Raw genomic sequence first — 22,092 nt, 5'->3', positions numbered from 1 at the left:
CCCGTCAACCCCACCCCTACACACCGGAGCAGCAAAGCGCTGCCCCAGGAAAAGGACGCCCCCGTGACAACCAACACGCCCACGCCCACGTCCCGCGCCCCCGAGCACGTGTCCTACGTGATCCAGGCCGGGCGGGTAGACGCCCTGTACATCCCCGACCCCGACGCAGACCCCCGCCAGGTGCTAGACACCATCCTCGACCGGGAGCGGTGGCCCGGCGTGGAATGGATCGCGACCCTGGTCCGCGACGGCCGCCGGTGGGACGTGGAGGGCAGCGACCACGACCCCTTCCCCGACACCAACGGGGTGCCCACCCGGCGGGAGGGCCTGATGGGGCTGCGCCGGGTGGTAGCCGACCACCTGGGCGCGGCACCGGGCCGGTGCCCGGCCTGCCACGGCACCCCCGCCACCGAGGATCCCCCGCCCACTTCGTCTTAGCCCTGGCCGCTGACATCAGAAGCGCGGGCCGGGCAACCACCGAGACGAAGAAGTCCCGCGACCATCCCTGACGCGAAGGGCGATTGCGAGGTCCTGCTACCCGGGGGGAGCCTCGACCATCGCCGGGCTGCCTCAGCCCGGCGATGGGCGCAGTGCCGGGGCCACAAGCCTGCCGCGCATGACCACAATGGGACCAGCTGTGACCGAGCCACGCATCGCTGGTCGGGGATGACCGAGCGCAAGCCGCTCGGGACAGCGGTGGGCCCATCGTTGACGAAACCGGAGCCAGCCATGACCGTGCCCGCTCATGGCCTGGAACGAAGAGCCCCGCAGTCTCGACAAGACCATAGCCGACCGCGCTCTGACCGTTGATGGCCCTTGGCGGCACACCACCCGAGCTGTCATCGGCTCGATCCCCACGCTCACGACTGCGGCTACCTTGGACGCCTTCCGTGATACCGACGACGGGGAGCTCGTGAGCATGACGGTTGTCGACAGCCACGGCGAGATCGACAGCGGCGATGAACCCGGTTCCTGGGAACCGGTATTGATGACCGTCACCGCTTCGAGCGCTGATGACGCGAAGGAGGCGGCCGAGCTGTGGGGCGAGGTGACTCGATTCGACGTGGTCATCGCTCTGGTCCGGGCCCTGGCGCACGCAGGTCTTCCGCTCGCGCGCGAGGGCACGGCCCCACTGTTGTCGTCCCCGGGCCCGGTTCGTGCATGGTGGTCACCACCCCGCCGAACGGTCCGCTGGTCGATGATCCGGAGCAGCATGCGGGTCTGCGGGTGCCCCTGGATGAAGCCCCCATGAAGGATGAGGCGAGGGTGGTTTACGACTCCGAGGCTTGCCACCGCACTTCTCGTGCTCGTCAGGCTCGGCGCAGCCGAGCTCGGGAGCTTCTTCGTAAAGACATCATCACCGCCTGGAGGCCGTCATGACCACGCGCATCGTCAAGTCCGGCGACGAGGTCAAAGCCGTCTCGACGAAGGCCCGCCGGATCAACCGACCTCAGCAGAAGGCCGACAAGGAGCACTGATCACCATGGCATTCATCCGCCCTTTCACCGAGACCGCAGAACAGGAGCGCGAGCGTCTGGCCTCCGCCGCGGCCGGCTCGAAGACCCATGCGCTGTCGACGCTGCCCGTGACCATCCTCGAGTGGCCCCAGGACCTGCTCATCGAGCTGCCCTGGAGGGCTACCGGAGAGAGTGAATACCGCGTCGTCGTAGTGCCCTTCCAGTTCCGCGCTGAGACCGAACCGGCCGTTGGCCGCCAGCGCGAGCCACGGCCGCGCAAGCGCCACTCCGGCTCGTGGGACTGCATCGTCGTCGCCTCCGACCACCCCGCCTACCCCGTCGGCGGCCACCGCCTGAGCATCCCGGCCATCGAGATCGTGCGCGGTACCCAGATCTTCATCTGAAGGAAAACACCATGTCCGACCACATGTGGGCCAGAGCGGCACCGCACAGACGGGGGGGGGGGGCGATGCGGCCGTCGCGGCCAAGTCCGACGCACGCGAGGACCTCTACGCCCGGTGTGACTGCACCTGGATCTAGGCCTGTTCACTGCCACCTGTGTAGCCCAGAGGAACGATCCCGCCGGCGTTCCGCAGGGCTCGGCACAGCCTCGCCGGGGTTTCCCCGAAGAAGATCTTCGGCGCTCTAGCTCAGCGGCAGAGCACTCGGCGTTCTGACTGCCCGCGGTTCGACTCCGCATCGCGACCACCGGGAGGGCAGACCCAGGCGACAGGCCCGGCGCAGGGCGACGCACGAGAGGTCGCGGGTTCGATCCCCGCGAGCGCCACGGCGCGCAACCACCAGGAGGACCACCATGCTCACCCCCATGTTCAACGGCCAGCTCGGATTCCTGTCGAACTTCGACACCACGTCCTTCTTCGTCTCCCAGCTCAACACGGACGTGCCGTCCGGGGAGCACGCCTTCAACGCACTGAAGACCCTCTGTGACGCCGAACGCCGCCACGTATTGGCTGCCCCGACACCAGCGGAGAGCAAGAAGCGCGGACGGCACGTAACTCTGCGGACGGAATGGGATACCGGAGTACGCGTCTGGGCAATGCAGCGAGTGCTCATGGCGAAGTTCTCCGTGCCCGAGCACAGTGCCAGGCTCCAGGCCACCGGATCACTCCGGCTGGTCGAGACCAACCGCTGGCACGACCAGTTCTGGGGCGACTGCTTCTGCGACCGGCACGCTCAAACCTCCGGCCAGAACATGCTCGGCGAATTGATCATGGCCATTCGCGCCCACCAGCGGGTGAGCTAACCCGACGAGCTCATCTCCGCGTCCCTGCTGTACGACAGAGAAGCCTCCCCGCCAGCAACCGCGGTTGCTGGCGGGGAGGCTTCTTTTTTCTCCACGAGGGCCTGGCTGGAGGCCCGCGTGGACCCGCGCCCCGGCCCCGTCACGGCGGCATAGGCCCGGGGGCCAGCGTTGTCGACGCCCCGAGGTCACCGGTGACCCAGCGACGGATTCCCCTATCTTTTCCGTCTCTCCGATCGACGAAGTCGATCCGGGACTGGCCTCAGCGGAGAGCAACCTCGACTCTCTTGGAGGCCTCATATCCGCAACCCTTTGGATGCTCGTGTGTGTACGCCATGATCTCGAGTCTTCACCGAGTTACTGACCGACTTTGCCACCGGACGTTGAAGGCCAACCGATCACCGCTGAGACCCCTGTCGCCTTAAGGCGACAGGGGTCTCAGCGTCTTCGCCGTAACCGCTGTTCATGAGTCCTACCAACCCCTTTGGAGGTCATCATGCTTGCAATCGATGAGCGTGTCCTACTCCACATCAAGTACTTCGACGACGCCGCTGCGGCCGAGCCCGACCTCGACGGGGTCACCTCCGGTGCGAGCTTGCGCATCGCCGCACGCACGAACGCCGACGGGCGGGTGTCCGTCGTAGGCTCCGTCACGCACCACGTCCACCGCCTCCGCGGATCAGGCAAGACGTTCCGTTACTGGAGGCGGGAAGCAGGGTTCTCGCTCCTGCGGACCCAACGAGATCTCGTCGTTCTGAGGATCTTCGACACCGGGGGAAGAAGGTCATCACCCGCCCCCTCTTTCGCGGCAATACAACAGAGATAGCCACCGAGCTGCGCCGACTCGATGGTCGCTTCGGTCTCCATCACTACGGCGGCGATCGCACGGTACGTGTCGTCGAGAGTCCTGCGGTCGGGATACGCACGCAGAGCTGGCTTCGGCAGATCTCGCGCGAGACACTCGAGAGCGTCATTGATGACATTGTAGATGTCATCGGCGATCTACCAGTGGCCAAGGAGCGGTTCCCGTTGCTGATCAACCCTAACGGCCTCTCGCTCGGTCTGGCCGGCCATACCTTCTTCCTCGACGCGACCGACCACCGCCAGGTCACCACGAACGTCTTCGGTGTCACCCGAGTCCGCAGACCCTTGGTCCGCGAGGTCGAGAGGTTGACACGGCCGTTCGATCACAACATCAGTGACAACTTCGGAATTCTCAACTGGTTCTGCGCCTTTCGTGGCCTCGTTCCGATCGACTGGATCATCGAGTCGATGTCACGGACGCCGCCGGCTGTGATGCTTCCGTTCAAGTCGCACGAGTTGACGATGGTCCGTGCGCTGCTGCGCCGAGTTCCCCAGCCGATCCTCAGACGGATATTGGCTGAGGATGCCCGGACAGCGATGCACGTCATGCGCGATACGGTCCGCTCGATGGGCCGACCTGATGCCCAGCTCGTCGATCTCGGTCTGTTGCCCGAGCTCATTGCGGGCCGCGGGCAGAAGCGCATCCGCAGCACGCGAGACCTCGAGAACCTGACGCGCCAGCTACCGTTCGCTCGTCTGTGCAGCCCCAGGGAGAATCGGGCGGTCGCGACGATGGACACCCTGGCGTCTGAGGCCCGCAGCCGCCGCGCGATGGACGCCTACAACCACAGCGTTGAACAGCTCGAGCGCGCGGACACCGAGCTCGTGACGTGGGAGCAGTGGAAGGATCCGGCTGTGCGCGAACGCGCCGAGGCCTTCCTCACCGAGTATCGCCTGGCGCTCAAGAACGCTCGCGAGCGCGAGCAGGCCGAAGCCGCCGAGCGATATCGTCTCAAGCGCATCGAGCGCGAGAGGGAGCGGGCCACCTGGGCGACCGAACTGACCGAGAGGGTCGACGGCCTGACCGCAGGCACCTTCCGCGTGAAAGTCGCCGTAGATGCTGAGACCTTGGCCCACTGGGGATCGGTGATGAACAACTGCATCGGCGGCTACGCCCACGAGCTCGGTCTCGACGTCTTTGCGGCCGTAGTCGACGAGGGCGAGCGAGTGCGCCTCAACGTTCAGATCCAGCGCGAAGAAGGGATCGTCCAGTTCCTCGGTAAGAACAACCGCGATGCGATCAAGGAGCTCGGTTCCTGCGGCGCCCAGGCGCTGCTTGACGCCTTCACCACCGCCGGGATCCCCGTCGCCCGGCACGCCCTGGGCACCGAAGGTCTGCACGTGCCAGTGTCTGCATGAGAGAAGCCTCCCCACAAGCACTTCGGTGCTGGCCGAGATCCTCGGTATCGAGCCCGGCGCCGACGAGGACGGCGACACCGTCTTCTTGGTGACGAACCTCGGGATCCACCCCGGTACCTACGTCCGTCCTGATCCGTACCACGCGCTCGCATGGATCCCCTCGCCAGCCCGGACGCATATCCAGACCCGCACCAGGAGAGAGTAAGGAACGGCAACTGATGCCTCAGATCACCATCATCGCCAGCGAATGGTTCAACGCCCTCTACACCGACGGCGCACTTCTCAGGTCCGGCAAGCCGGAGTACCTCCACGCCGAGACCCTGGTGTCCCTCCACCCGGACGCGGCCCTCTACTCGATGGGCCAGGACGTCTACGACGAGCTCCTCGACGGCAACGACTATCCGCAGAGCCTCGAGCGGGTTCCTCTCACCCGGCTCGAGCGCCTCCGATGACCGTCGCCGGCCCCGCCGACGCGACCCTGGCGAACGTCCGTGCGGTAGTGAATCCGGACATCACCCCGTCGCTCGGCACAGCCGACTGAGCGGCCCATGATCAAGCGACCGCGAGTGATCGAATGGCGCGGGAACGCCCGGTCCTCATCCCCAGGAATGCTCTGGAGGAGGACCGGGCCTCGTCAGCTTCAGGCCGCGGCGGTGCTGTGCTTGCCCTTCTTCGCGTTCTCCTCCGCGGTGGTCGCGGCGAGGAAGAGCCCTTCGCGGTTGAGATGGCGCGAGTAGCCGGAGTCGAGGTAGAGCACCGGCGTGGAGCCCGCCGCCTTCTGCAAGACCGGGCGCAACAGCTCCTTGATCGGGCCCGAGCCGCCGCCGTAGACGTAGATCACCTCGGTGGTGCCGCCGACCTCGACCAAAACGTCCTCGAACCGCGTTCCGATCTCGTCGCAGAGGTAGCCGGCCTCCTCCTCGACGAAGCCGGAGGCGATGTCGTAGCGGCCTCGCGTGAAAGGGCTCGGTTCGGTCTGGAGGAAGTCAGCGAGCTGCTTGCGGTTGGCGAACCCGAGGTTCTTGTGCCCGCTGGTGACCATCTGCTCCAAGGCGTTCGTCAGCGCGGTGCCGTAGCCCTGCTCGAGCGTCGCCGCGGCCTCCGGGTTGAATGCGCCGTCGGTGAAGACGGGGAAGTTCACCGTGCCCTCGCCGACGTCGACGCCGATGGTGTTGCGCACACCCACCAGTGCTTCGGCGGTGACGTCGGCCAGCCCCTCCGCCGCCGCCGGGTCCGAGGTCCGCAGATCGTCGAGCAGGGCCTGCGCCAGGCCCAGGCCCTTGTCGGCGATGGCGAACTGCGCGCTCGCGCCCTCGGGCAGGACCTGCACGTCCTCGAACTGCAGGCGCACCGCCACCGGAGTCGAGAAGTTCTTGACCGTGACCATGTGCACCGCCGGGTCCGCGCCCCCCACAGCGCCAATGAACTGCGCGGCGTAGGCCGACCGGCGCTGGACGTACTCGGCGATCGGTAGCGCCAGGCCCGCGCGGACGGTGACCCGCAGCTCGGCCTCGGGCAGAGTGCCGTGAGCGCGCACGTAGTCGCGCAGGGCCTTGGCGGCGAAGACGCCGAGGACCAGGACGGCCGAGAGCTCCTGGTCGGCCTTCGACCGGGTACCAACGACCTCGAACTGGGTGAACTTCGACCCGCGCATCGTCAGCGCAGCCCGGCCCATGGTGCGCAGATCGGAGTGGCCGACCAGGGGAGTGGTGAACGACCCGGAGAACTTGTTGAAGAAGTCGTCGTCGACAGCCACGGTCATCGCGTGGGTGTCGGCCTCGGGGACCTTCGGCATCGACCGGGACGTGCTCGAGACCGCTGAGGGCAGATCGACGGAATCGTAGACCGTCTCGCCGTCCACGGTGCCGCGTACGACCCCCTTGACGTAGCCGTTGCCGACGTCGATGCCGCCGGTGAGCTTCATGCTCGTGTCCTGCGTGCTCATGCTGCGAGGAACCTCTCAGTAGTTGTCGTCGTGGAATGCGCGTTCGTCGCGGCGGACCCTCACGAACCGGTGAGGAAGGAGGCGAGGCCCGAGGGGGCCTGGGGCTTCTTGGTCTTCGGCTCCTCGGCCGGCGGCATCCGATCGGCCCGCTCCTCGGCGTCCTCCGCCTCGTAGCGGGGCTCGTCTACCGGATCGGCCTCGACGGGATCGGGGCCGTCGATCTCGTCGTCGTCAGCGGCGAGCTGCGGCAACTGCGCGAGGGGCTCCTCCTCGCCTTTCGGCGGCCGTCCCCGGCGGGGCTGCTGCTCGACGGGCCGATTGACCACGTCGACGTAGCCGTCGCGCTGGATTGATTCGCGGATGAGCATCCGCATCGAGGTCGACGGATCGTCCTGAAGGTCGATCCACGCCTGCGACGACTCATCGGCGGCGGGGACCGTCAGCCTCACCCGCTTGGGCTCCGGCTTCGCCTTAGCAACCATCTCGAAACCCTCGCGTCGTGATCATCTGTCTCTCCTTCCTCTGCGCTCGGCGACGAGTCGCTCATCGATTTTGTTACTCGCTAAACATCATACTAATGGTCATTAATGGTCAATAGCAATCCATCCATGGCCAGATCCGGAACGGGTGCGGTACCTGCGCAGAGCGTCCCGCACACGGCCGCCCCACGGCGGTCGACCATGTGCGGCCAGAACAGACCTCATCTCGGACGCTTCGCACCCGGCTTTGACCACGACTTCCGAACGCCGTCCATGGCACACCCGGTCATGGCCTGTCACTGGCCAGCCATGGCGGTATTTTGGGCAGGGCGCGAAACGGTCACGCACCAACCCCGGTCACATCACGCCCGGCAGTGATGCACCATCCGGGCGGATCATGGGCTGGTTGTGGTCGAAGAAGAGCCCCGCCCATCAATGGCCACATCATGGCCGGTTCATGGCCGCCGATGACCCGATTCGAACCGGCAATGGCCGGGCGATTCGATATTGGCCATGCATGGCCAATACCTGGGCGTTAAACGACATGCACCCGGCCACGGCGTTGCCGGATCAGGTACACGACGGCTGGAGGTCGCCACAAGGATCGAATTCCGCAACGATCCGGGCACGTCATTGACAAGCATGGCCACATCGATCCCAAGTCCGACCGAATCGTTGCAACGGATGACCTGATCCGGCACGCGAAAACAGGGCCGTTCCGAGGGTGGAGAAGAGTGCTGGAGGCCCTCGGGTGCACACTGACGACGACGGCCGCAGTGAATCTCGCAGCGGTGCCTAGGCGGTGCTGCAGCAGGAGCTCGTCTTCGGTGCCATAACGGCGCAGCCAGAGAAGACGGACATGCCGAAGCGGGGGAGAGGCCCGCGCATGCAACCCGAAGAAGAGTAATATCGCGCTTCCGCAGGGAGGCGATGGATAGCGGTGAAGGAGGTCCGCTTCCCTGCTGAAGTGCTTGCCGGGACAGCCTGCCATGGCACTGATGAGGAGGTGACGACGCGAGTAGTGCGAGGAGGAAGAAAACGAGCGGTGTTTCACCTGGTGAAAAGCACTAATCTGCGGCTGCGACCGCCCGCTTAACGAACCGTCCCTTGCCATGGACGGCGATGACAAGCCCGATTCCCTCCAGTTCAGAGAGGGCTTGACGGGCCGTCCCGCGGGAGACGTCGTACTGGTGGACGAGGGCAGCTTCGCTGGGTAGGGCGTCCCCGGGGGCGAGGTCACCGCTGGCGATCCTCTCCCGCAGTTCGGCGGCGATGCGCCGGTACTGGGAGGGAGGTGGCCCGTTACCGGGGACGCTCTCGCGCTCCTCAGCGGTGCACACGACGCGTCCGGTCCCCGGAATGGCCTTGATCAGTTGCTCCGACTCCAGTTCGGCCAGGGCCCGGCGCACGGTGGTGCGAGCGACGCCGAACTCTTGGCCGAGGGCAGCTTCGGAGGGGAGCCCGTCACCTGGGGTCAGATCCTCGCTGGTGATGCGAGAGCGCAGGATATCCGCGATCTGGTGGTAGGTCCCCCACGGGGTGCGCGGACTCATTGGCGGGCGCGCGAGGTGGCAGCAGGCGGGTCGTGGTGCATGGCAGCACCGTACCGGGAACCGGTCGCGGCCGCGTGAGGGCGCTTCCATCACCGAATACCGCAGCCACCGAATACTGCACCTGCCCCAGTAGCAGCACGCTGGAAGCGGGGCGTTCTCTTCCTCATACGCCCACGTCGATCACCCCGACCGCGCGGTGCGCGACGAGCTTGTGACGGGACAGACATCCCGCTCCGGCGACGACAGGGCGGCAACGGGCGGAACCGGCCTCGGGCGCGGTGCGACAAGGTGCCCGGCAAGGGGGTGAAACAGGCACCGCGACAACGGGTGGAGCGACAAGCCGCGTTGTCAGAACTACGGCTGGAGCAACAGCCGGTGACAACGGATGCAGCGGTTTCGAACGACGACTGCCACGAGAGTTATCCACAGGCTGTGCAGTCATCGCGACGACGAAGAGGAGATCGCGGCAACGCCTGCGGCGACAGCTGCTGCACGATATCGATACAAGGAACGCAGCAGTGGGAGAACAACCGTACGGTCACCCGCTCGTGCCTCGCTGAAGCGAAGAAACCCAGACCGTACGACGATGCCACGGTCGTTGAAACTGCCGTACGCCGATCTGTCGCCATGACCAGGGAAAACCCAACCGTCCGTACACCGCTTCGCGGTCGACAACGGACCGTACGGTTGATGGGTGTACACCACGTTTCCCCTGAAACACGAGCCGTTCCGGTCCTCGGCCAAGGCCTCGGACGCGGAACATGGGAGAGAAAAGGAAAGGGCATAAGTAAAGCTGGCAACCCACCCCTGCGGGGACCCTCGCTGCGCTCGGTCGGGTTGGTCGGCATAGCCGACAGCTTTATCCTCTGGATCCTCGGTCGCTGACGCTCCCTCGGCCTATGCCCATCCGCTGCGCTCTGTAGAAGAATGAGCCGCCTCGGCGCTCGCCCGGTATCCACAGGAAGACGCCCTGCGGGCGCACCCATGAGGGGAATGGCGATCGCCTCGATGGCTGCCAAACGACGGCTCATGGCCAGCACAGCTGGCACGGGAGGAAACAAGAGTCGGCGGATGTGCCCAGACCCCTGGCGACACGACGCCCGCTCCTACTACCGAGAGGTCTCGATGGCTCTCACCAAGAGCCTCCGGGAGAGGCTGCGCGACGACTGCGCGGTCGACCTCGAGACGGGCTGCGCCGTGTGACAGCGTCCACTGCGACCCGACGACTACGAACAGATCTCTGTCGACGGGCAGACGCGTCGCGTCCACAAAGTCGCCTGCGAGCTCCTCGCTCCTGTCCCTGACGTCCTTGTGCTCGATCACGACTGTAGGAACCGCGTCTGCATCCGCCCTCATCCCGATCACCTCGAGCTTGTGACGGGCGCCGAGAGCATCCTCCACAGAGACGAGTTCATGGCCGTCCACGACCGCAAGACCAACTGGCCCCAGGGCCATCCCTGCGGCGACGAGGACCTCCGGTTCAAGCCCAGCGCCAACAGCGGGGCCAGCGCTCGTCGCTGCCGTTGAACCGAATCATTCCGAGAATCATTGACCGAAAGGACGATCCACATGCCGACGCCCTATCTCACGCCCTACGACACTGGGGCCCGCTGCGAGCCCCATGTCTGGCCGACCCCGACGCAACTCGCTCTCGAGAAGTCGTCCCCCGACGCCCGCGCCATCGAAGAGGACCGCTTCGGCAGGGTCGACTTCGACAACGACGAGGCGACCACCGTGTGCACCGTCCACATCGAGCGCGTCGAGGACGGTCGGCACGTCGTGGTCATCGGCAACCTTCGTCACGAGAAGCCGACCATCGTCGTCGACGACAACGGTGCGCGAACCTTCGTCAACGCCCTGACGGACTGAGATCCGATCATGGCTCTCGACTACTCCCACGCGCTCCTCGTCACCGGCTCTCGCGCCTGGGACGACGAGGTCACCATGCGCCGGATCTTCAACGAGGTCTGGACCGACTGGACCGCTCGATGCCCCGTCGCCCGGCCCGTGCTGGTCTCGGGCCATTGCCCTCCCGACAAGCACGGGCGCGGCGCCGACGCCATGGCCGAGCGTCTGTGGAGGTCGGCGGGCCTCGACGTCATCAAGATGCCCGCGGACTGGAAGGCCCACGGCAAGAAAGCGGGGCTGCGGCGCAACGTGGAGATGGTCGACGCCGTGCTCAGGTTCTGCGAGGCGGGTACCGAAGCACGGGCCGCGGCCTTCCTCGACCTCTGCGACAAGGACGGCTGCCCGCGGACGAACGACGAGCAGCTCCTGCCCGTTCGACGGGGCCACTTCTCACACGGCACCGTCCATTGCCGCCGCGCTGCGATGGCCGCCGGGATCGGCGTCGTCGATGTCGTCCGCGCCTGAACAGCGGCATGGACGCAGAAGCCCCGGACCGCCGTCGGTCCAGGGCTTCGCCGAGCCACTAGTCTGTTAGATGGTCTACGAATCGTAGGGATCGTCCTTGGGTGGGCCGCCGTGGGCATCCCAGTACGCCTTGAAGATCCCCTTCCGGATTCTCCCGTACTCGGCCACCTCGTGGCCGTTGTCCTTGGCCCACTTCCGGATCCTTTCCCGCTCCTCTGTGGTCGTGTTGGGTACGACCTTCTTCTTCCCTGGCTCCTTGGACGCCTTGCGCCCCACCTTCATGTACTCCTTCAGCGAAACCTCGAGCTTCTCCCGCTCCTCGGTTGTCAAGTCGACCTCGTACCACTGATCACCGACTCCGAAGGTGAAGGTCGCTGCATCGGGCTCGCCGCTGATGTCTGATTCGATCACTCTTCGAATGGCCATACTGGCGAGAGTAGCCCACGAATCGATGACTGCAAAGACAGGCCTGCAGAGTCGTTGACGAGTGCCCGTTCGTGCTGCTATATGAGCATCTTCGATGCCATGTGCTGCTAGAATCACACCATCGAATCATACGCGCCGACTCGTGATCCGCGCGTGAAGAACCCTCGGATCCGAAAGGCCTTCGCCATGCCCTATACCCCCACCATCGACATCGACGACCTCGCCGGTGTCACCGGCCAGAGCCTCTTCGCCACACTCTGCGCCCGCCGGGGCTGGACCGACGAGTACCTCGCTGCCATCCAGTCCAACGAGCACGACGCCCTCAAAGACGTCGAGACGATGGTCGCCGTGCTCGAAGACGCCCGAGCCTCGGGGGCGAAGGTCGTCATCGCGCCCGACTTCGACATGGACGGCATCGCCTCCGGCGTCCTCGGCTACGCGGGTCTGTCCGAGCTCGGCTTCGACGTCGAGCTGCATCTGCCCGACTACCGTCGCGGTCACGACCTGCGCCCGGAGGACATCGCCGAGATCCACGCCGCCTGGCCCGATACTCGGGTGCTGCTCACCTGCGACGGGGGAGTGAACTCCCACGAGGGCATCGCCGCGGCCAGGTCGCTGGGGTGGACGACGCTGGTGACCGACCACCACGCCGAGCTCAAGCCCGGATCGAGCGCCGACGTTACCGTCGATCCCTGCCGCCTCGATGAGACCTACACGCTCAAGGGCATCTGCGGGGCACACGTGCTCTACCAGGTGATCGAGGCCCATGCGGCCGCCCACCGTCCCGACAAACTGTGGGAGGTCCGTCTGCTGCGGCTCTTCGCCGGCCTTGGCACCGTCTCCGACGTGATGCCGCTGCTGTACGAGAACCGCCAGCTCGTGCGCGACTCGCTCTCGCTGGCCCGCCTGCTGTGGGTCACGCCCCCGAAGACGGTCCCCAACCGGTTCGGCGGCCTCGACCCCGACCTGAAAAGGATCGACGTCGACCGGGCCGTCCTACTGCAGTTGCTGTGCGCCGACGACCACCACCCGGTCTTCCTCTCGGCCTTCGATGGTTTCGCGCTTCTGCTCAAGGCCTTCACCCAGGCGGGCAAGATCCGCGAGGTCGACTCGATCGACGAGGGGCTCTACGGCTTCTATCTGGCACCGGCGATGAACTCGCCGCGGCGCATCGAGGCTCCGCTGGCCCCGTGCTTCGAGGTCTTCACCGCCCCGACGCCCGAGGCCAAGCTTGACGCGGCCTGGGCGGTCATTGAGGGCAACGAGCGCCGCAAGGAGCTCGCCGCCGCCTACACCGAGGAGATCCTCGGTGCCGACCAACCGCTGGCCCCCTGGGTCTACTTCTCCTCGGCCCCGGCGGGCATGTACGGGCTGCTGGCCAGCCAGATGATGCAGCGGACCGGCCACCCGACCGTCGTCGTCGCCCGGCCCGTGCGTCCCGACGAGTTCGTCTCCGGCTCTGGCCGGGCCCCGGAGTGGTTCGACATCATCTCCAGCCTCGAGCCGCACGAGGGCCTGTCGGCCGTTGGTCACCAGCAGGCCTGTGGTGTCAAGGTCGAGCGCGCCGATCGGCTCGCACAGCTGGCCCAGGTGCTGTCCGAAGAGACCCGGCTGGGGATGCTCCGGCTCGACCCCTCGGCCTCGCCCGGCGACCTCGTCCTGGGCACGGCCGAGGGGGCCGACGCTCCGCTGACGGACATGACCCCGCTCATCGAGCTGGTCGAGCGCCTGGGGTCCCTCAAACCCTTCGGCCACGCCTTCGCCGAACCGCGGGTCGAGGTCGTGCTGCCCCCGGTCGACCTGCGCGTCGGCCGCATCGGCTCCGACGCCGACTGCAACCACGAGCGCACCCCCGAAAACGGGGAGGAAGGCAAGCGCGGCTGGTGGGTGTGCTTCCGGTGCAAGAAGCACCTGCGAGTGATCACCCGCGACGGCCTGACCTGCCTGTGGTGGAACGCCGCGGACGAGCACGCCGAGGCGCTCGCGTCCAGGGTCCGCGACGCCCAGCAGGACCCGGGCGCAGAGCCCCTTCGGTTCCTCGCCAAGCTCCAGCTCAACGAGTTCATGGGGGAGACCCGGGTCCAGCTCGTCGTCGACGAGCAACTGGCATGACGGGAGGAGGCCCGGCCATGGCCGCATCAGCGAATCCCGCAGGCCCCCGATCCCGGGCCGGGGCGCTCCTCTGGTGCCTGGCTGTCCCCTTCCTCGTCGTCGGTGCCTACATCGGCCTCGGGCTCGCCGCCGCTCGGCTCGTGGCCGACCCGATCACTGCGACAGTGGTTCTCGGCGCGGTGGTCACGCTCATCGTCGGCCTCTTGCGCTGGAGGCGTCCGGTCTGGTTTGCGTACGAGCCCACTCCCGTCCGGTCGGTGGCCAAGAGCGGAGCCTTCCGGTTCTGGGTGCGGGTAGCCGGTGCCGGGCTGCTGGCCTTCCTAGCCGGCCAGACGATGGGGCTGTGGCTCCACCTCGTCTTCGGCTCGCCGGGCTTCGAGGCCCAAGCCGCCTCCCGACACTCTGCCGGCGTGATGGCGATCATCCTCGCCCTGCTCGTCTCCCCGCTCAGCGAAGAAGCCCTCTTCCGGGGAGCGCTCTACCCGTTGCTGCGCAGGCGAGTGGCGGTCGTCGTCGCCGTGGCCGTCCAGGCTGCGGCCTTCGCGATCATGCACGCCAACATCGTCCAGATCGCCTCGGTCCTGCCCCTGGCAGTGCTCTTGGCGATCGTCTACGAGCGCACGCGCGGTCTCGTTCCCGTCGTCCTGGTCCACATCGGCTTCAACCTCGCCGCAGCTCTCGTACCGCCGGCCTGGCTGGGGTTCCTCGTCCATCCACTGGCCGTGATTCCGCTGGGCGTGGCCTTTGGGCTCGTGCTCATCGGTCTCACCCGCGTCCGCGCCACGGTCGGACCCGCTGCCTGAGAGCGGTTGGGATCCAGGACGAAGTTCCACCTCCTCTCTACTCTTGGTGATGACCGATTCCCCATAGCTGCCGCGCTCGCGCGCGAGGCTGCTCAGGGACTCGGTCGGACCGGGGTGACCGGGCCATCCGGCCACCGGGTGGGTGACTGAAAGTTGTTCATCAGTCATACTCGTGAAGAGAGGAGAGGATCATCATGGCTGTCATCGGACCCTGTGAGTACGACGCGGACGGCAAGCTGCTGCGCCCCAGTGCTTCCGCGATCGGCCGCGCCTACGTGAGCATGGACACCAGTATCGGCGCCGAAGACAGCGATGCCCTCACTCTCGACTGCGGGTGCACACACTTCGCCGTGCTGAACTTCTACGCCAAGAGCCCCGAAGTAGCCGTGCGCCGAAGTAAAAATGGCTTGGCCCGGACGTTCAGCCGCCTCGAGTTCGAGACCGGCTTCCGTAAGGTCAGCGTCGAGCGTTCCACGGGCCGCATCCCGGTCAGTCGCGACTACGTGGTCACCTACAAGTTGATCTACGCAATCGAGACTGACCGATCCTTCCAGACCGTATCCCCCAAAGTAGGATATTCCCGGGACGATGCGTCCCTGTCGGGCTTCAACCTCGCGGACTTCGCTCCGTACTGAGATCCAGCACCCGCAGTCTCTTAGACACAAGAAAGAGGCCGGAGGCTCCCTTCCCACGGGGAGGACCTTCGGCCTCTTTCTTTTTCACGTTCCTGTGCGACAACCACACGAGGGTTAAAGCTGAACAAACCGCCGTTCACCTGAATCCAACTCTACCAGGACATCCATCCTCCTAGCAATGAATCGAACGATCTCGAGAGGCGATTGTCATTCGTGCCGCTCATGGTTGTGATGGATGGGTCGATCGCATGGTCCATGAACTAAGGTATGTCGGCGTCGAGGAAGAGTCATCGCATGGGTCATTGTGTACCACTTTCTCTGGTACATCCATCATTTACGCTCTGAACTGGGTAAACGCTTCTTTCAAAGGGGGTCGCCAGGCGGTGGGTACCACATTGAATTCTCGCCGTGGTACAGGTGTTTACCCAGGTCGAGGTTGTTATTCAGCGCGTTGTACCACACGTACCAAATTTTTCTCACTCTCTTATGGGGAGGTGGCGGCATCTCGTTGGCCCCGGGTCGTCGGTGGGGGTGCGGGGGTCTGCTCACGCGTATTATTTCATGTCATTCATGTGGTACGAGTGGTACAGGGGGTATATAAAGACCTCCTGGCCTGGGGGAGCGGATGTACCACATCAAGAACGAGAAGTGGTACACGTGGTACGAAGTCCCTCCTGTTTCCCTTTTGACCTGGGCAAACGGATGTACCACACCATGGTGCACGTTCTCTGAACCCCCAAGGGGTATCTCCCCCTTGGTGTCCCTGTGTATCGATCCCTCACGAGCGAAGAGCTCTCCGCCGCGCCCTTCTGGCCTGTTGTAGGCGGCTCACGCCGCCTCCGGGCTGGTGATGCACGAGACGTCGCCCGCTCGCGCCCGGACGCCCGTGTCCGGCCTCGATCAAAGCTGCTTCTCGCAGGGCTGGATCGGCCCTGGCTGACGCTCGCCGCATCGCGGCTCGAGGATCCACTGATCATCTCGCAACAATTCAATGCATTGCTAAAGATCATTTAGGTGGCATAGTGTCGGCATTGCGTTCCATTCGATCACGAGACCAATCGGCTTCCCACACCATCGCCGGCAGGTTTCGCCCGCCAGGGAGACAACCTCATGACGACTCCTGACCAGAGCGCATCTGCGTCAGCCGACAACGCCGTCCACGACGTCGAGTCCACCCTCGACACGATCAAGGCCCACTTCGCCGAGACGCAGGCCATCTCGCCGCTGAACCAGGTCATCACCTTCGTCACCGGGGCCTACCTCGCCGATCTCGATCCCGCTCGACCACCGAGGCCGGCAGCCTTGGAGCAGCAGCTGCTGGCCATCGTCAACGGTGTCGTCGTGGGCGAGAACACCAAGACCAACATCAAGGCCATGAAGCTGCCCATGGCCAAGCACCTGACCTCCTGGCAGATCGCCCAGGCCCTCTTGCGCCTGCACCACGTCAAGCGCATCGCCCCCTCCGACAAGGACACCGACCGCGAATACGACTTGCTGGCGATGTACCAGGCCTCGGGTCCGGGCCGCGGGACCTACACGGTCAGCGAAGACGACATCCGGATGAAGGCACGCCGCTACCACGCCGGCCTGACCCTCAACGACTTCAAGGAGGTCATGGCCGTGCTCAAGGAGGACGCGCCACGGACCACCCAGTGCCTGCACCGCGACCTCATCGCCGTCGGCAACGGTGTCCTCCACTACGGCAGCGATCCTGCGATCGAGACCATCGGCGGCGCGGAGTTCTCCTTCGAACCCAAGGCCCTGGCCCCCTTCGACCCGGCCCTGGTCTTCCTGGCCAAGTGCCACGTCGACTACATTCCTGATGCCCCCAATCCGGTCTTCGTCCACCCCGTCGACGGCTCGACCTGGGACATCGTGTCCTGGATCGACGAGCTCACCGACGACGAGGGCGTGGCCGACCTGTTGTGGGAGATCATCGGCGCGATCATCCGCCCACACGTGCGGTGGAACAAGACCGCCTGGTTCTACTCCGAGGCCGGCAACAACGGCAAAGGCACGCTGTGCTCTCTCATGCGCAACCTGTGCGGGCCGCGCTCGCACACGTCGATCCCGCTGGCCGACTTCGGCAAGAACTTCGCCCTCGAGCCGCTGGTGAGGGCGAACGCGATCATCGTCGACGAGAACGACGTGGGCACCTTCATCGACAAGGCCGCCAACCTCAAGGCCGTCGTCACCGGCGACGTCATCCAGATCGACCGGAAGTACCGGATGCCGATCGCCTACCAATTCTTCGGCTTCATGGTCCAGTGCCTGAACGAGTTCCCGCGGGTCAAGGACAAGTCCGAGTCGTTCTACCGCAGGCAGCTGTTCGTACCCTTCTCAAAGTCCTTCACCGGGGCAGAGAAGCGCTACATCAAGGACGACTACCTGCAGCGGCCCGAGGTCCTCGAGTACGCGCTCTGGCACGTCCTGCACAGGGCGGGCACCTCCGAGCACAAGCCCGAGACCTCGGCCGACGTCCCCGGCAGCTACTACGAACTGGCCGAGCCGCCAGCGACGAAGATGGTGCTGGCCGAGTACAAGGAGGCCAACGACCCGGTCCGGGCCTTGTGGGAGGAGTTCCGGGAACGTTTCGCCTGGGACCTGCTGCCGTTCACGTTCCTCTACGACCTCTACAAGGTCTGGTTCGTCTCAGTCTCGCCCTCGGGCTCGCCGGTGTCCAGACAGCAGTTCGTCACCGACCTGGTCGCGATCGTCAAGTCCGACCAGGAATGGCACTGCCCGGACAAAAACCGAAAGATCCGGCCGGGCAAGCCCGACACCGGGCTGATGAGCGAGCCGGAGACCCTCATCGCCGAGTACGACCTCAAGGCCTGGAAGCAGCCCGGCTACATCGGCACGGACCCGACCAAGGTCTCCCGCCCCCTGCTCAAGCCCAACTACCGCGGGCTTCTTCGCCAGACCGTCGTCGGCGACGACGACCAGGACGCCCAGGGCTGAACCGGAACCCTCTCCAGGAGGAAGGGCACCCATGCTCAGAATCGCCAGGTCGATCGCCCGCTCGCAGCTGGTCACCGGCCACGGGCAGACGTTCCTGCTGCCCCGACTCCGCCAGGGCACGGAGGCCCCGCGCCGGCGCGCTCCGCACAACCGGCTCGAGGCCACGCCCACGAAGAACCGGCCTTAAGCCGCATCGAGAAGAAAGGCACGCCACTCATGACCACCGAGAGGACGCCCATCACCGCTGAGCAGTCACTGTTCACCTTCTACGACATCGAGTCGCTGGCCAATGTCTTCAGCCTCGTCGCCTACACGCCGTTTCCCGATGGCGCGGGCACGGTCGAGGTCTTCTACCTCGTCGACGACGCGGGTGAGGGCACCAACCTCGCCGACACCATCGACCACCAGGCCCTCGGCCACCGGCTCTTCGCGGCCAACCCGGGCCTACCGGCATTCCCCGCCACCGCGGTGACGTTCTTCGACCTACGGGCCGAGGCCAGCAACATTCGGCTCGCCGAGATCGTCGGTCTCTCCGATGCCGAGCGAGTCAACGACCCGGCTGAGTCCTCGTCCTACCCGGCGGGTCTGCGCCCGGTCTGCGACACCGACGCCGAGTACGACCCCGCGGCCCATCCGTTCCTCGCCGGGTACAACTCGACGAACTACGATACGACGATGCTCGCCCTCTACCTGCACGAGGCTTTCCAAGCCCCCGAGGGCGACGTCTTCCGGCCAACCACGGCCGCCGAGATGCGCGCGCACAACGACCGGCTCTTCAGCGACGACAACATCGAGTACATGCCCAGGTACCTGGGCTGGGACTCGACCGCCGCGTCGATCCGCCAGGCGATGCTCCACTCCGGGCGCCACATCGACATCGCCCGCCTCAACGAGCTGCAGTGGAAGGTCCCGCTCAAAGGGTTGCTCGGACTTCTCGGCCGCCAGATCAAGGAGTCCGACCGGCTGTCCCACGACACGACGCTGACCGAGCTCGACGACCTCTACGAGCTGTTGGCCTACAACGTCTCCGACTGCCTGGGCCTGGCCCAGCTGTTCGAGGAGCCGACCTACTCCTCGACGTTCGACCTCAAGATCGGCCTGCTCGCCGAGTACCCGGAAACCGTCTACGAGAAGGACTACCGCACCGGCAAGCCGGCGATCGCCCCGTCCCGAGTTCGCCGCAACCGACTGACCATCGACTCGACCTCGGCGAAGTTCGTCGGCCTCATCCTCTCGCCCTACGGCAAGCTCGAGGACATCCCCATGGTGTCCTTCACGTACCCGGCGACGTCGGTGGCCGAGGAGCAGGGCATCGAGCAGGTCGACGTGCTCGCCCAGTGCCAACGCTTCTTCGAAGACGAGGTCGCCCCCGACCGGGCGACGAATCCCGACCAGGCCGAGGCCTACCGGCAGTTCATGGACGTCGTCGCCTACTACCGGTCGATCGAAGGCGAGAACTTCAACGACTCCGACGAGTACCGCAGGGTCCACGGCGACCGCGAGGTCAAGGTGCTCAAGGAGATCGACAAGCTGCCGAACAACCTGCCCTACTTCGACGCCGCAGGCAGGTCGACCTCCTGCTTCGCCACCTTCTCCACCGGCGGCATTCACGGGGCCGAGGCGGACATGAACGCCTATGCCGCCGACAAGCTCGCCTATGCGGAGGTGGAGAACATGCTCCTGCGTGCGCAGTCGACGTTCCCCGATCCGCTCGACTTCCGCGCCGCGGCCAAGCGCCAGCACGAGCTGCTGACGTTGCCCGACGGCTCGCAGGTGACCAAGTCGCTGGTCATCATCGGCAAGAAGTGGCGCAAGCCGAAGAAGGGCGACAACGTCCAGAACGAGCAGCTGGCCCTGGCCCAGGAGCAGGTGGCCGATCCCGAGGAGCTGCTGGCCACCCAGCGACCCAAGGCCGAGGAGCTCAACGTGGTCCTGCCCACCGGCGAGGTGCTCCTCGGCAAGACGGTCCTAGCCAAGCACACGATCTCGAGTGCGACATATCGGCAGGTTCCGGCGACCAAGCAGCCGGGGCTGTTCGTCGAGAACAAGAAGAAGCCGGGCGACCGGTCGACCCGACTCGATGCCAAGTACGCCCGGACCTCGGCCGGCCACGTCATCCACGAGGATTTCAGCTCCTACTACCCGAACCTCCTGCGCAACATGCGGGCGTTCTGGAACCCGGACCTGGGCGAGGATCGCTACGCGAAGATCTTCTTCGACAAGGAGCACTACGGGAAACAGATGAAGGTCCCGGGCATCAGTCCGCAGGAGAAGACGCGGCTGAATACCCTGCGCAACGGGACGAAGCTCATCCTCAACTCGGCTTCCGGTGCCGGGGACACGACCTTCGGCAACTCACCGATCCGGATGAACAACACCATCATCTCGATGCGCATCATCGGCCAGCTCTTCTCCTGGCGGATCGGCCAGGCCCAGACGCTGGCCGGGGCGCGGATCATCTCGACCAACACCGACGGCCTCTACTCCGTCGTCGACACCTCCGGTGGGCCGGGGGCCTTCGACGCCGAGGCCAACAACAGGGTGCTCGCCGAGCAGCAGGCCGCGATCGGTATCGAGATCGAGCCGGACCCGATGTTCCTCATCAGCAAGGACTCGAACAACAGGCTCGAACTCGTCCCGACCGAAGAGGACAAAGCCGCCGCCGACGTTCGCGTCGATCACGTGCCGACCGACCCGGTCGCCGACTGGGAGATCGCCGCGGCCAGCGGAGGGACGCTGGCCTGCCACGCCGGTCCCACGCCCGCGAAGAAGCTCGCCCACCCCGCGGTGACCGACTTCGCTCTTGCCCGCTACCTGCAGACGACCGCGGCCAGGGGAGAGCGGGCCCTGTCGGAGCCCTTCGACCCCGAACTGGGGCGCATGATCCTCCAGGAGGCGATCGATCCCAACGACCCCGTGAAGACTCTGATGCTCTTCCAGAACATCATCACCGCCTCACGGGGCTCGATCACCTATCCCTTCACCGTCGACCCGCTCGGCCGGGACGAGGAGGAAGCCCTTGACGAGGACCTGGCCCTGGCCAACCCGCAGGCCCTACAGACGGTCAACCGGGTCTTCGTCGTCGAGCACGGCACACCCGGCGCCCAGAGCCTGCTCTCGGCCAGAGCGAGGGTCGTGAACGCCGACTCGAAGGACCGACGCCGCGAGCTGGGCGAGGCCCCAGTCAGACGCGAGAAGGAGGCCCTGGCCATCCTGCGCGCTCACGGCTGGGCCGGTGACCGCCTGGAGTTCGGCTCCGCCGACGGGCTCGCGCTCATCCCCGAGGACCGCGATGTCGTCGTCCAGCGCATCAGCGGCATCGATCCCTCGTGGTCGATGGCCGTGCGCAACGACGACCTCCACACCCTCGACGCCCAGGTGCTCGACGACCTCATCGCTTCGCTCGACCTCGAGGTCTACCTGGGGATGCTCGACGCGACGTTCTCGAAAAACTGGAAGAACTCCGCTTAGCGCGCCCTTTCCCTGTGGCCGCCGTAAGCCCCGCTAGCGATCCGTCGTCGTCGGCGAGGGCCGTCCTCGTCATCGGCACGACTATTACCGAAGCAACCCACTCACAGCCGAATCATCTAATAATCGAGTAGAACCAAAGATGTATTGACATTGAATGGTAATTGCCGAAAGGCTTGAATCATGCCCCAGTCCACACTGCCTGTGCGAGCAGGTGACCCCGACACCTCGTGGGCCGCCGTAGAGAAAGCCGTCCTCGGCCGCTCGACGGTCCGTCCCGTCGTCCTCGAACTGCTGCGCGAGCACGGCCCGCTCATCGACCAGTACCACCACCTCGTCGTCACTGACCCGACACTCCGAGGGCCTCCGAATCGGGCATCCACACCCGGCTCAAGG

Annotated in this window: 21 protein-coding genes, 1 tRNA gene and 1 pseudogene; 19 read left to right on the top strand and 4 right to left on the bottom strand. The window is 65.7% G+C overall.

Translation table 11 applies throughout. The features are described from left to right. The first annotated feature begins 63 nt into the window (after positions 1-63). The 9 genes from BQ8420_RS14555 to BQ8420_RS14520 all read left to right on the top strand — a co-directional run bounded on the left by BQ8420_RS14555 (position 64) and on the right by BQ8420_RS14520 (position 5,393). Complete coding sequence (locus BQ8420_RS14555) at positions 64-438, top strand: hypothetical protein (protein WP_087099368.1); 375 nt, start codon at positions 64-66, stop codon at positions 436-438. 307 nt (positions 439-745) lie between these two features. Then, positions 746-1,252 carry a hypothetical protein gene (locus BQ8420_RS14550; RefSeq protein ID WP_087099366.1) on the top strand — a complete coding sequence of 169 codons (507 nt, stop codon included), beginning with the start codon at positions 746-748 and terminating at the stop codon, positions 1,250-1,252. Between the two features lie 231 nt (positions 1,253-1,483). Then, the gene (locus BQ8420_RS14545) at positions 1,484-1,861 is read left to right on the top strand and encodes a hypothetical protein (protein ID WP_087099364.1); all 378 of its coding nucleotides are present in this window, start codon (positions 1,484-1,486) and stop codon (positions 1,859-1,861) included. A 235-nt stretch (positions 1,862-2,096) separates the two neighbouring features. Beyond that, a tRNA-OTHER gene (locus tag BQ8420_RS31945) sits at positions 2,097-2,244 on the top strand. Between the two features lie 27 nt (positions 2,245-2,271). Next, positions 2,272-2,721, top strand: coding sequence for an NADAR family protein (locus BQ8420_RS14540; RefSeq protein WP_087099362.1), 450 nt, complete (start codon positions 2,272-2,274; stop codon positions 2,719-2,721). Between the two features lie 493 nt (positions 2,722-3,214). Then, positions 3,215-3,544 (top strand): hypothetical protein, encoded by a 330-nt coding sequence (locus BQ8420_RS14535; protein WP_143847282.1) that lies wholly within the window; start codon positions 3,215-3,217, stop codon positions 3,542-3,544. Positions 3,545-3,747: 203 nt separating this feature from the next. Then, positions 3,748-4,941 carry a PcfJ domain-containing protein gene (locus tag BQ8420_RS14530; protein ID WP_087099358.1) on the top strand — a complete coding sequence of 398 codons (1,194 nt, stop codon included), beginning with the start codon at positions 3,748-3,750 and terminating at the stop codon, positions 4,939-4,941. Positions 4,942-4,966: 25 nt separating this feature from the next. Then, positions 4,967-5,146, top strand: a complete 180-nt coding sequence (locus BQ8420_RS14525; protein ID WP_087099356.1) for a hypothetical protein — start codon at positions 4,967-4,969, stop codon at positions 5,144-5,146. A 13-nt stretch (positions 5,147-5,159) separates the two neighbouring features. Further along, a complete protein-coding gene (locus BQ8420_RS14520; protein ID WP_087099354.1) occupies positions 5,160-5,393 on the top strand; it encodes a hypothetical protein in 234 nt (77 codons plus the stop codon). A gap of 188 nt (positions 5,394-5,581) precedes the next feature. Here BQ8420_RS14520 and BQ8420_RS14515 read toward each other — a convergent pair whose 3' ends face one another. The 3 genes from BQ8420_RS14515 to BQ8420_RS14505 all read right to left on the bottom strand — a co-directional run bounded on the left by BQ8420_RS14515 (position 5,582) and on the right by BQ8420_RS14505 (position 8,918). Then, the gene (locus tag BQ8420_RS14515; protein ID WP_087099352.1) at positions 5,582-6,886 is read right to left on the bottom strand and encodes a hypothetical protein; all 1,305 of its coding nucleotides are present in this window, start codon (positions 6,884-6,886) and stop codon (positions 5,582-5,584) included. A 59-nt stretch (positions 6,887-6,945) separates the two neighbouring features. Beyond that, positions 6,946-7,368, bottom strand: coding sequence for a hypothetical protein (locus tag BQ8420_RS14510; RefSeq protein WP_087099350.1), 423 nt, complete (start codon positions 7,366-7,368; stop codon positions 6,946-6,948). Between the two features lie 1,064 nt (positions 7,369-8,432). Then, complete coding sequence (locus tag BQ8420_RS14505; protein ID WP_087099348.1) at positions 8,433-8,918, bottom strand: GntR family transcriptional regulator; 486 nt, start codon at positions 8,916-8,918, stop codon at positions 8,433-8,435. Between the two features lie 1,029 nt (positions 8,919-9,947). On the opposite strand from BQ8420_RS14505, the gene BQ8420_RS31940 reads away from it, so the two are divergent. The 4 genes and pseudogenes from BQ8420_RS31940 to BQ8420_RS14490 all read left to right on the top strand — a co-directional run bounded on the left by BQ8420_RS31940 (position 9,948) and on the right by BQ8420_RS14490 (position 11,291). After that, positions 9,948-10,121: a hypothetical protein gene (locus BQ8420_RS31940; protein ID WP_160049316.1), complete on the top strand. Its 174-nt coding sequence runs from the start codon at positions 9,948-9,950 to the stop codon at positions 10,119-10,121. A 9-nt stretch (positions 10,122-10,130) separates the two neighbouring features. Further along, positions 10,131-10,295 (top strand): annotated as a pseudogene (locus BQ8420_RS33215) (hypothetical protein); the annotation flags it as partial. Positions 10,296-10,487: 192 nt separating this feature from the next. After that, on the top strand, positions 10,488-10,787 hold the full coding sequence (locus BQ8420_RS14495) for a hypothetical protein (RefSeq protein ID WP_087099344.1): 300 nt from the start codon (positions 10,488-10,490) through the stop codon (positions 10,785-10,787). 9 nt (positions 10,788-10,796) lie between these two features. Further along, positions 10,797-11,291 (top strand): SLOG family protein, encoded by a 495-nt coding sequence (locus tag BQ8420_RS14490; RefSeq protein ID WP_200815937.1) that lies wholly within the window; start codon positions 10,797-10,799, stop codon positions 11,289-11,291. A gap of 75 nt (positions 11,292-11,366) precedes the next feature. Here the strand turns inward: BQ8420_RS14490 and BQ8420_RS14485 are convergent, their stop codons facing one another. Then, positions 11,367-11,717: a histone-like nucleoid-structuring protein Lsr2 gene (locus BQ8420_RS14485; protein WP_087099340.1), complete on the bottom strand. Its 351-nt coding sequence runs from the start codon at positions 11,715-11,717 to the stop codon at positions 11,367-11,369. 186 nt (positions 11,718-11,903) lie between these two features. Here BQ8420_RS14485 and BQ8420_RS14480 point away from each other — a divergent pair, with 186 nt between their 5' ends. The 6 genes from BQ8420_RS14480 (at position 11,904) to BQ8420_RS14460 (ending at position 21,699) form a co-directional block, all read left to right on the top strand. Next, entirely contained in the window at positions 11,904-13,829 is a 1,926-nt protein-coding gene (locus BQ8420_RS14480) for a DHH family phosphoesterase (RefSeq protein ID WP_087099379.1), read from the top strand. Positions 13,830-13,846: 17 nt separating this feature from the next. Then, on the top strand, positions 13,847-14,632 hold the full coding sequence (locus BQ8420_RS14475; protein ID WP_160049315.1) for a CPBP family intramembrane glutamic endopeptidase: 786 nt from the start codon (positions 13,847-13,849) through the stop codon (positions 14,630-14,632). A 194-nt stretch (positions 14,633-14,826) separates the two neighbouring features. Next, positions 14,827-15,267: a hypothetical protein gene (locus BQ8420_RS14470; protein ID WP_087099336.1), complete on the top strand. Its 441-nt coding sequence runs from the start codon at positions 14,827-14,829 to the stop codon at positions 15,265-15,267. A gap of 1,110 nt (positions 15,268-16,377) precedes the next feature. Further along, positions 16,378-18,228, top strand: a complete 1,851-nt coding sequence (locus BQ8420_RS14465; protein WP_087099334.1) for a phage/plasmid primase, P4 family — start codon at positions 16,378-16,380, stop codon at positions 18,226-18,228. Positions 18,229-18,259: 31 nt separating this feature from the next. Beyond that, positions 18,260-18,415 carry a hypothetical protein gene (locus tag BQ8420_RS31935; protein ID WP_160049314.1) on the top strand — a complete coding sequence of 52 codons (156 nt, stop codon included), beginning with the start codon at positions 18,260-18,262 and terminating at the stop codon, positions 18,413-18,415. A gap of 29 nt (positions 18,416-18,444) precedes the next feature. Next, entirely contained in the window at positions 18,445-21,699 is a 3,255-nt protein-coding gene (locus BQ8420_RS14460; RefSeq protein WP_087099332.1) for a hypothetical protein, read from the top strand. The last annotated feature ends 393 nt before the right edge of the window (positions 21,700-22,092 follow it).

Origin of the sequence: Nocardiopsis sp. JB363 (assembly GCF_900143625.1) — a bacterium.
Classification (GTDB): domain Bacteria; phylum Actinomycetota; class Actinomycetes; order Streptosporangiales; family Streptosporangiaceae; genus Nocardiopsis.
Note: the sequence above shows the minus strand (reverse complement) of the source record. Positions and strands in the feature narration are given on the sequence as shown.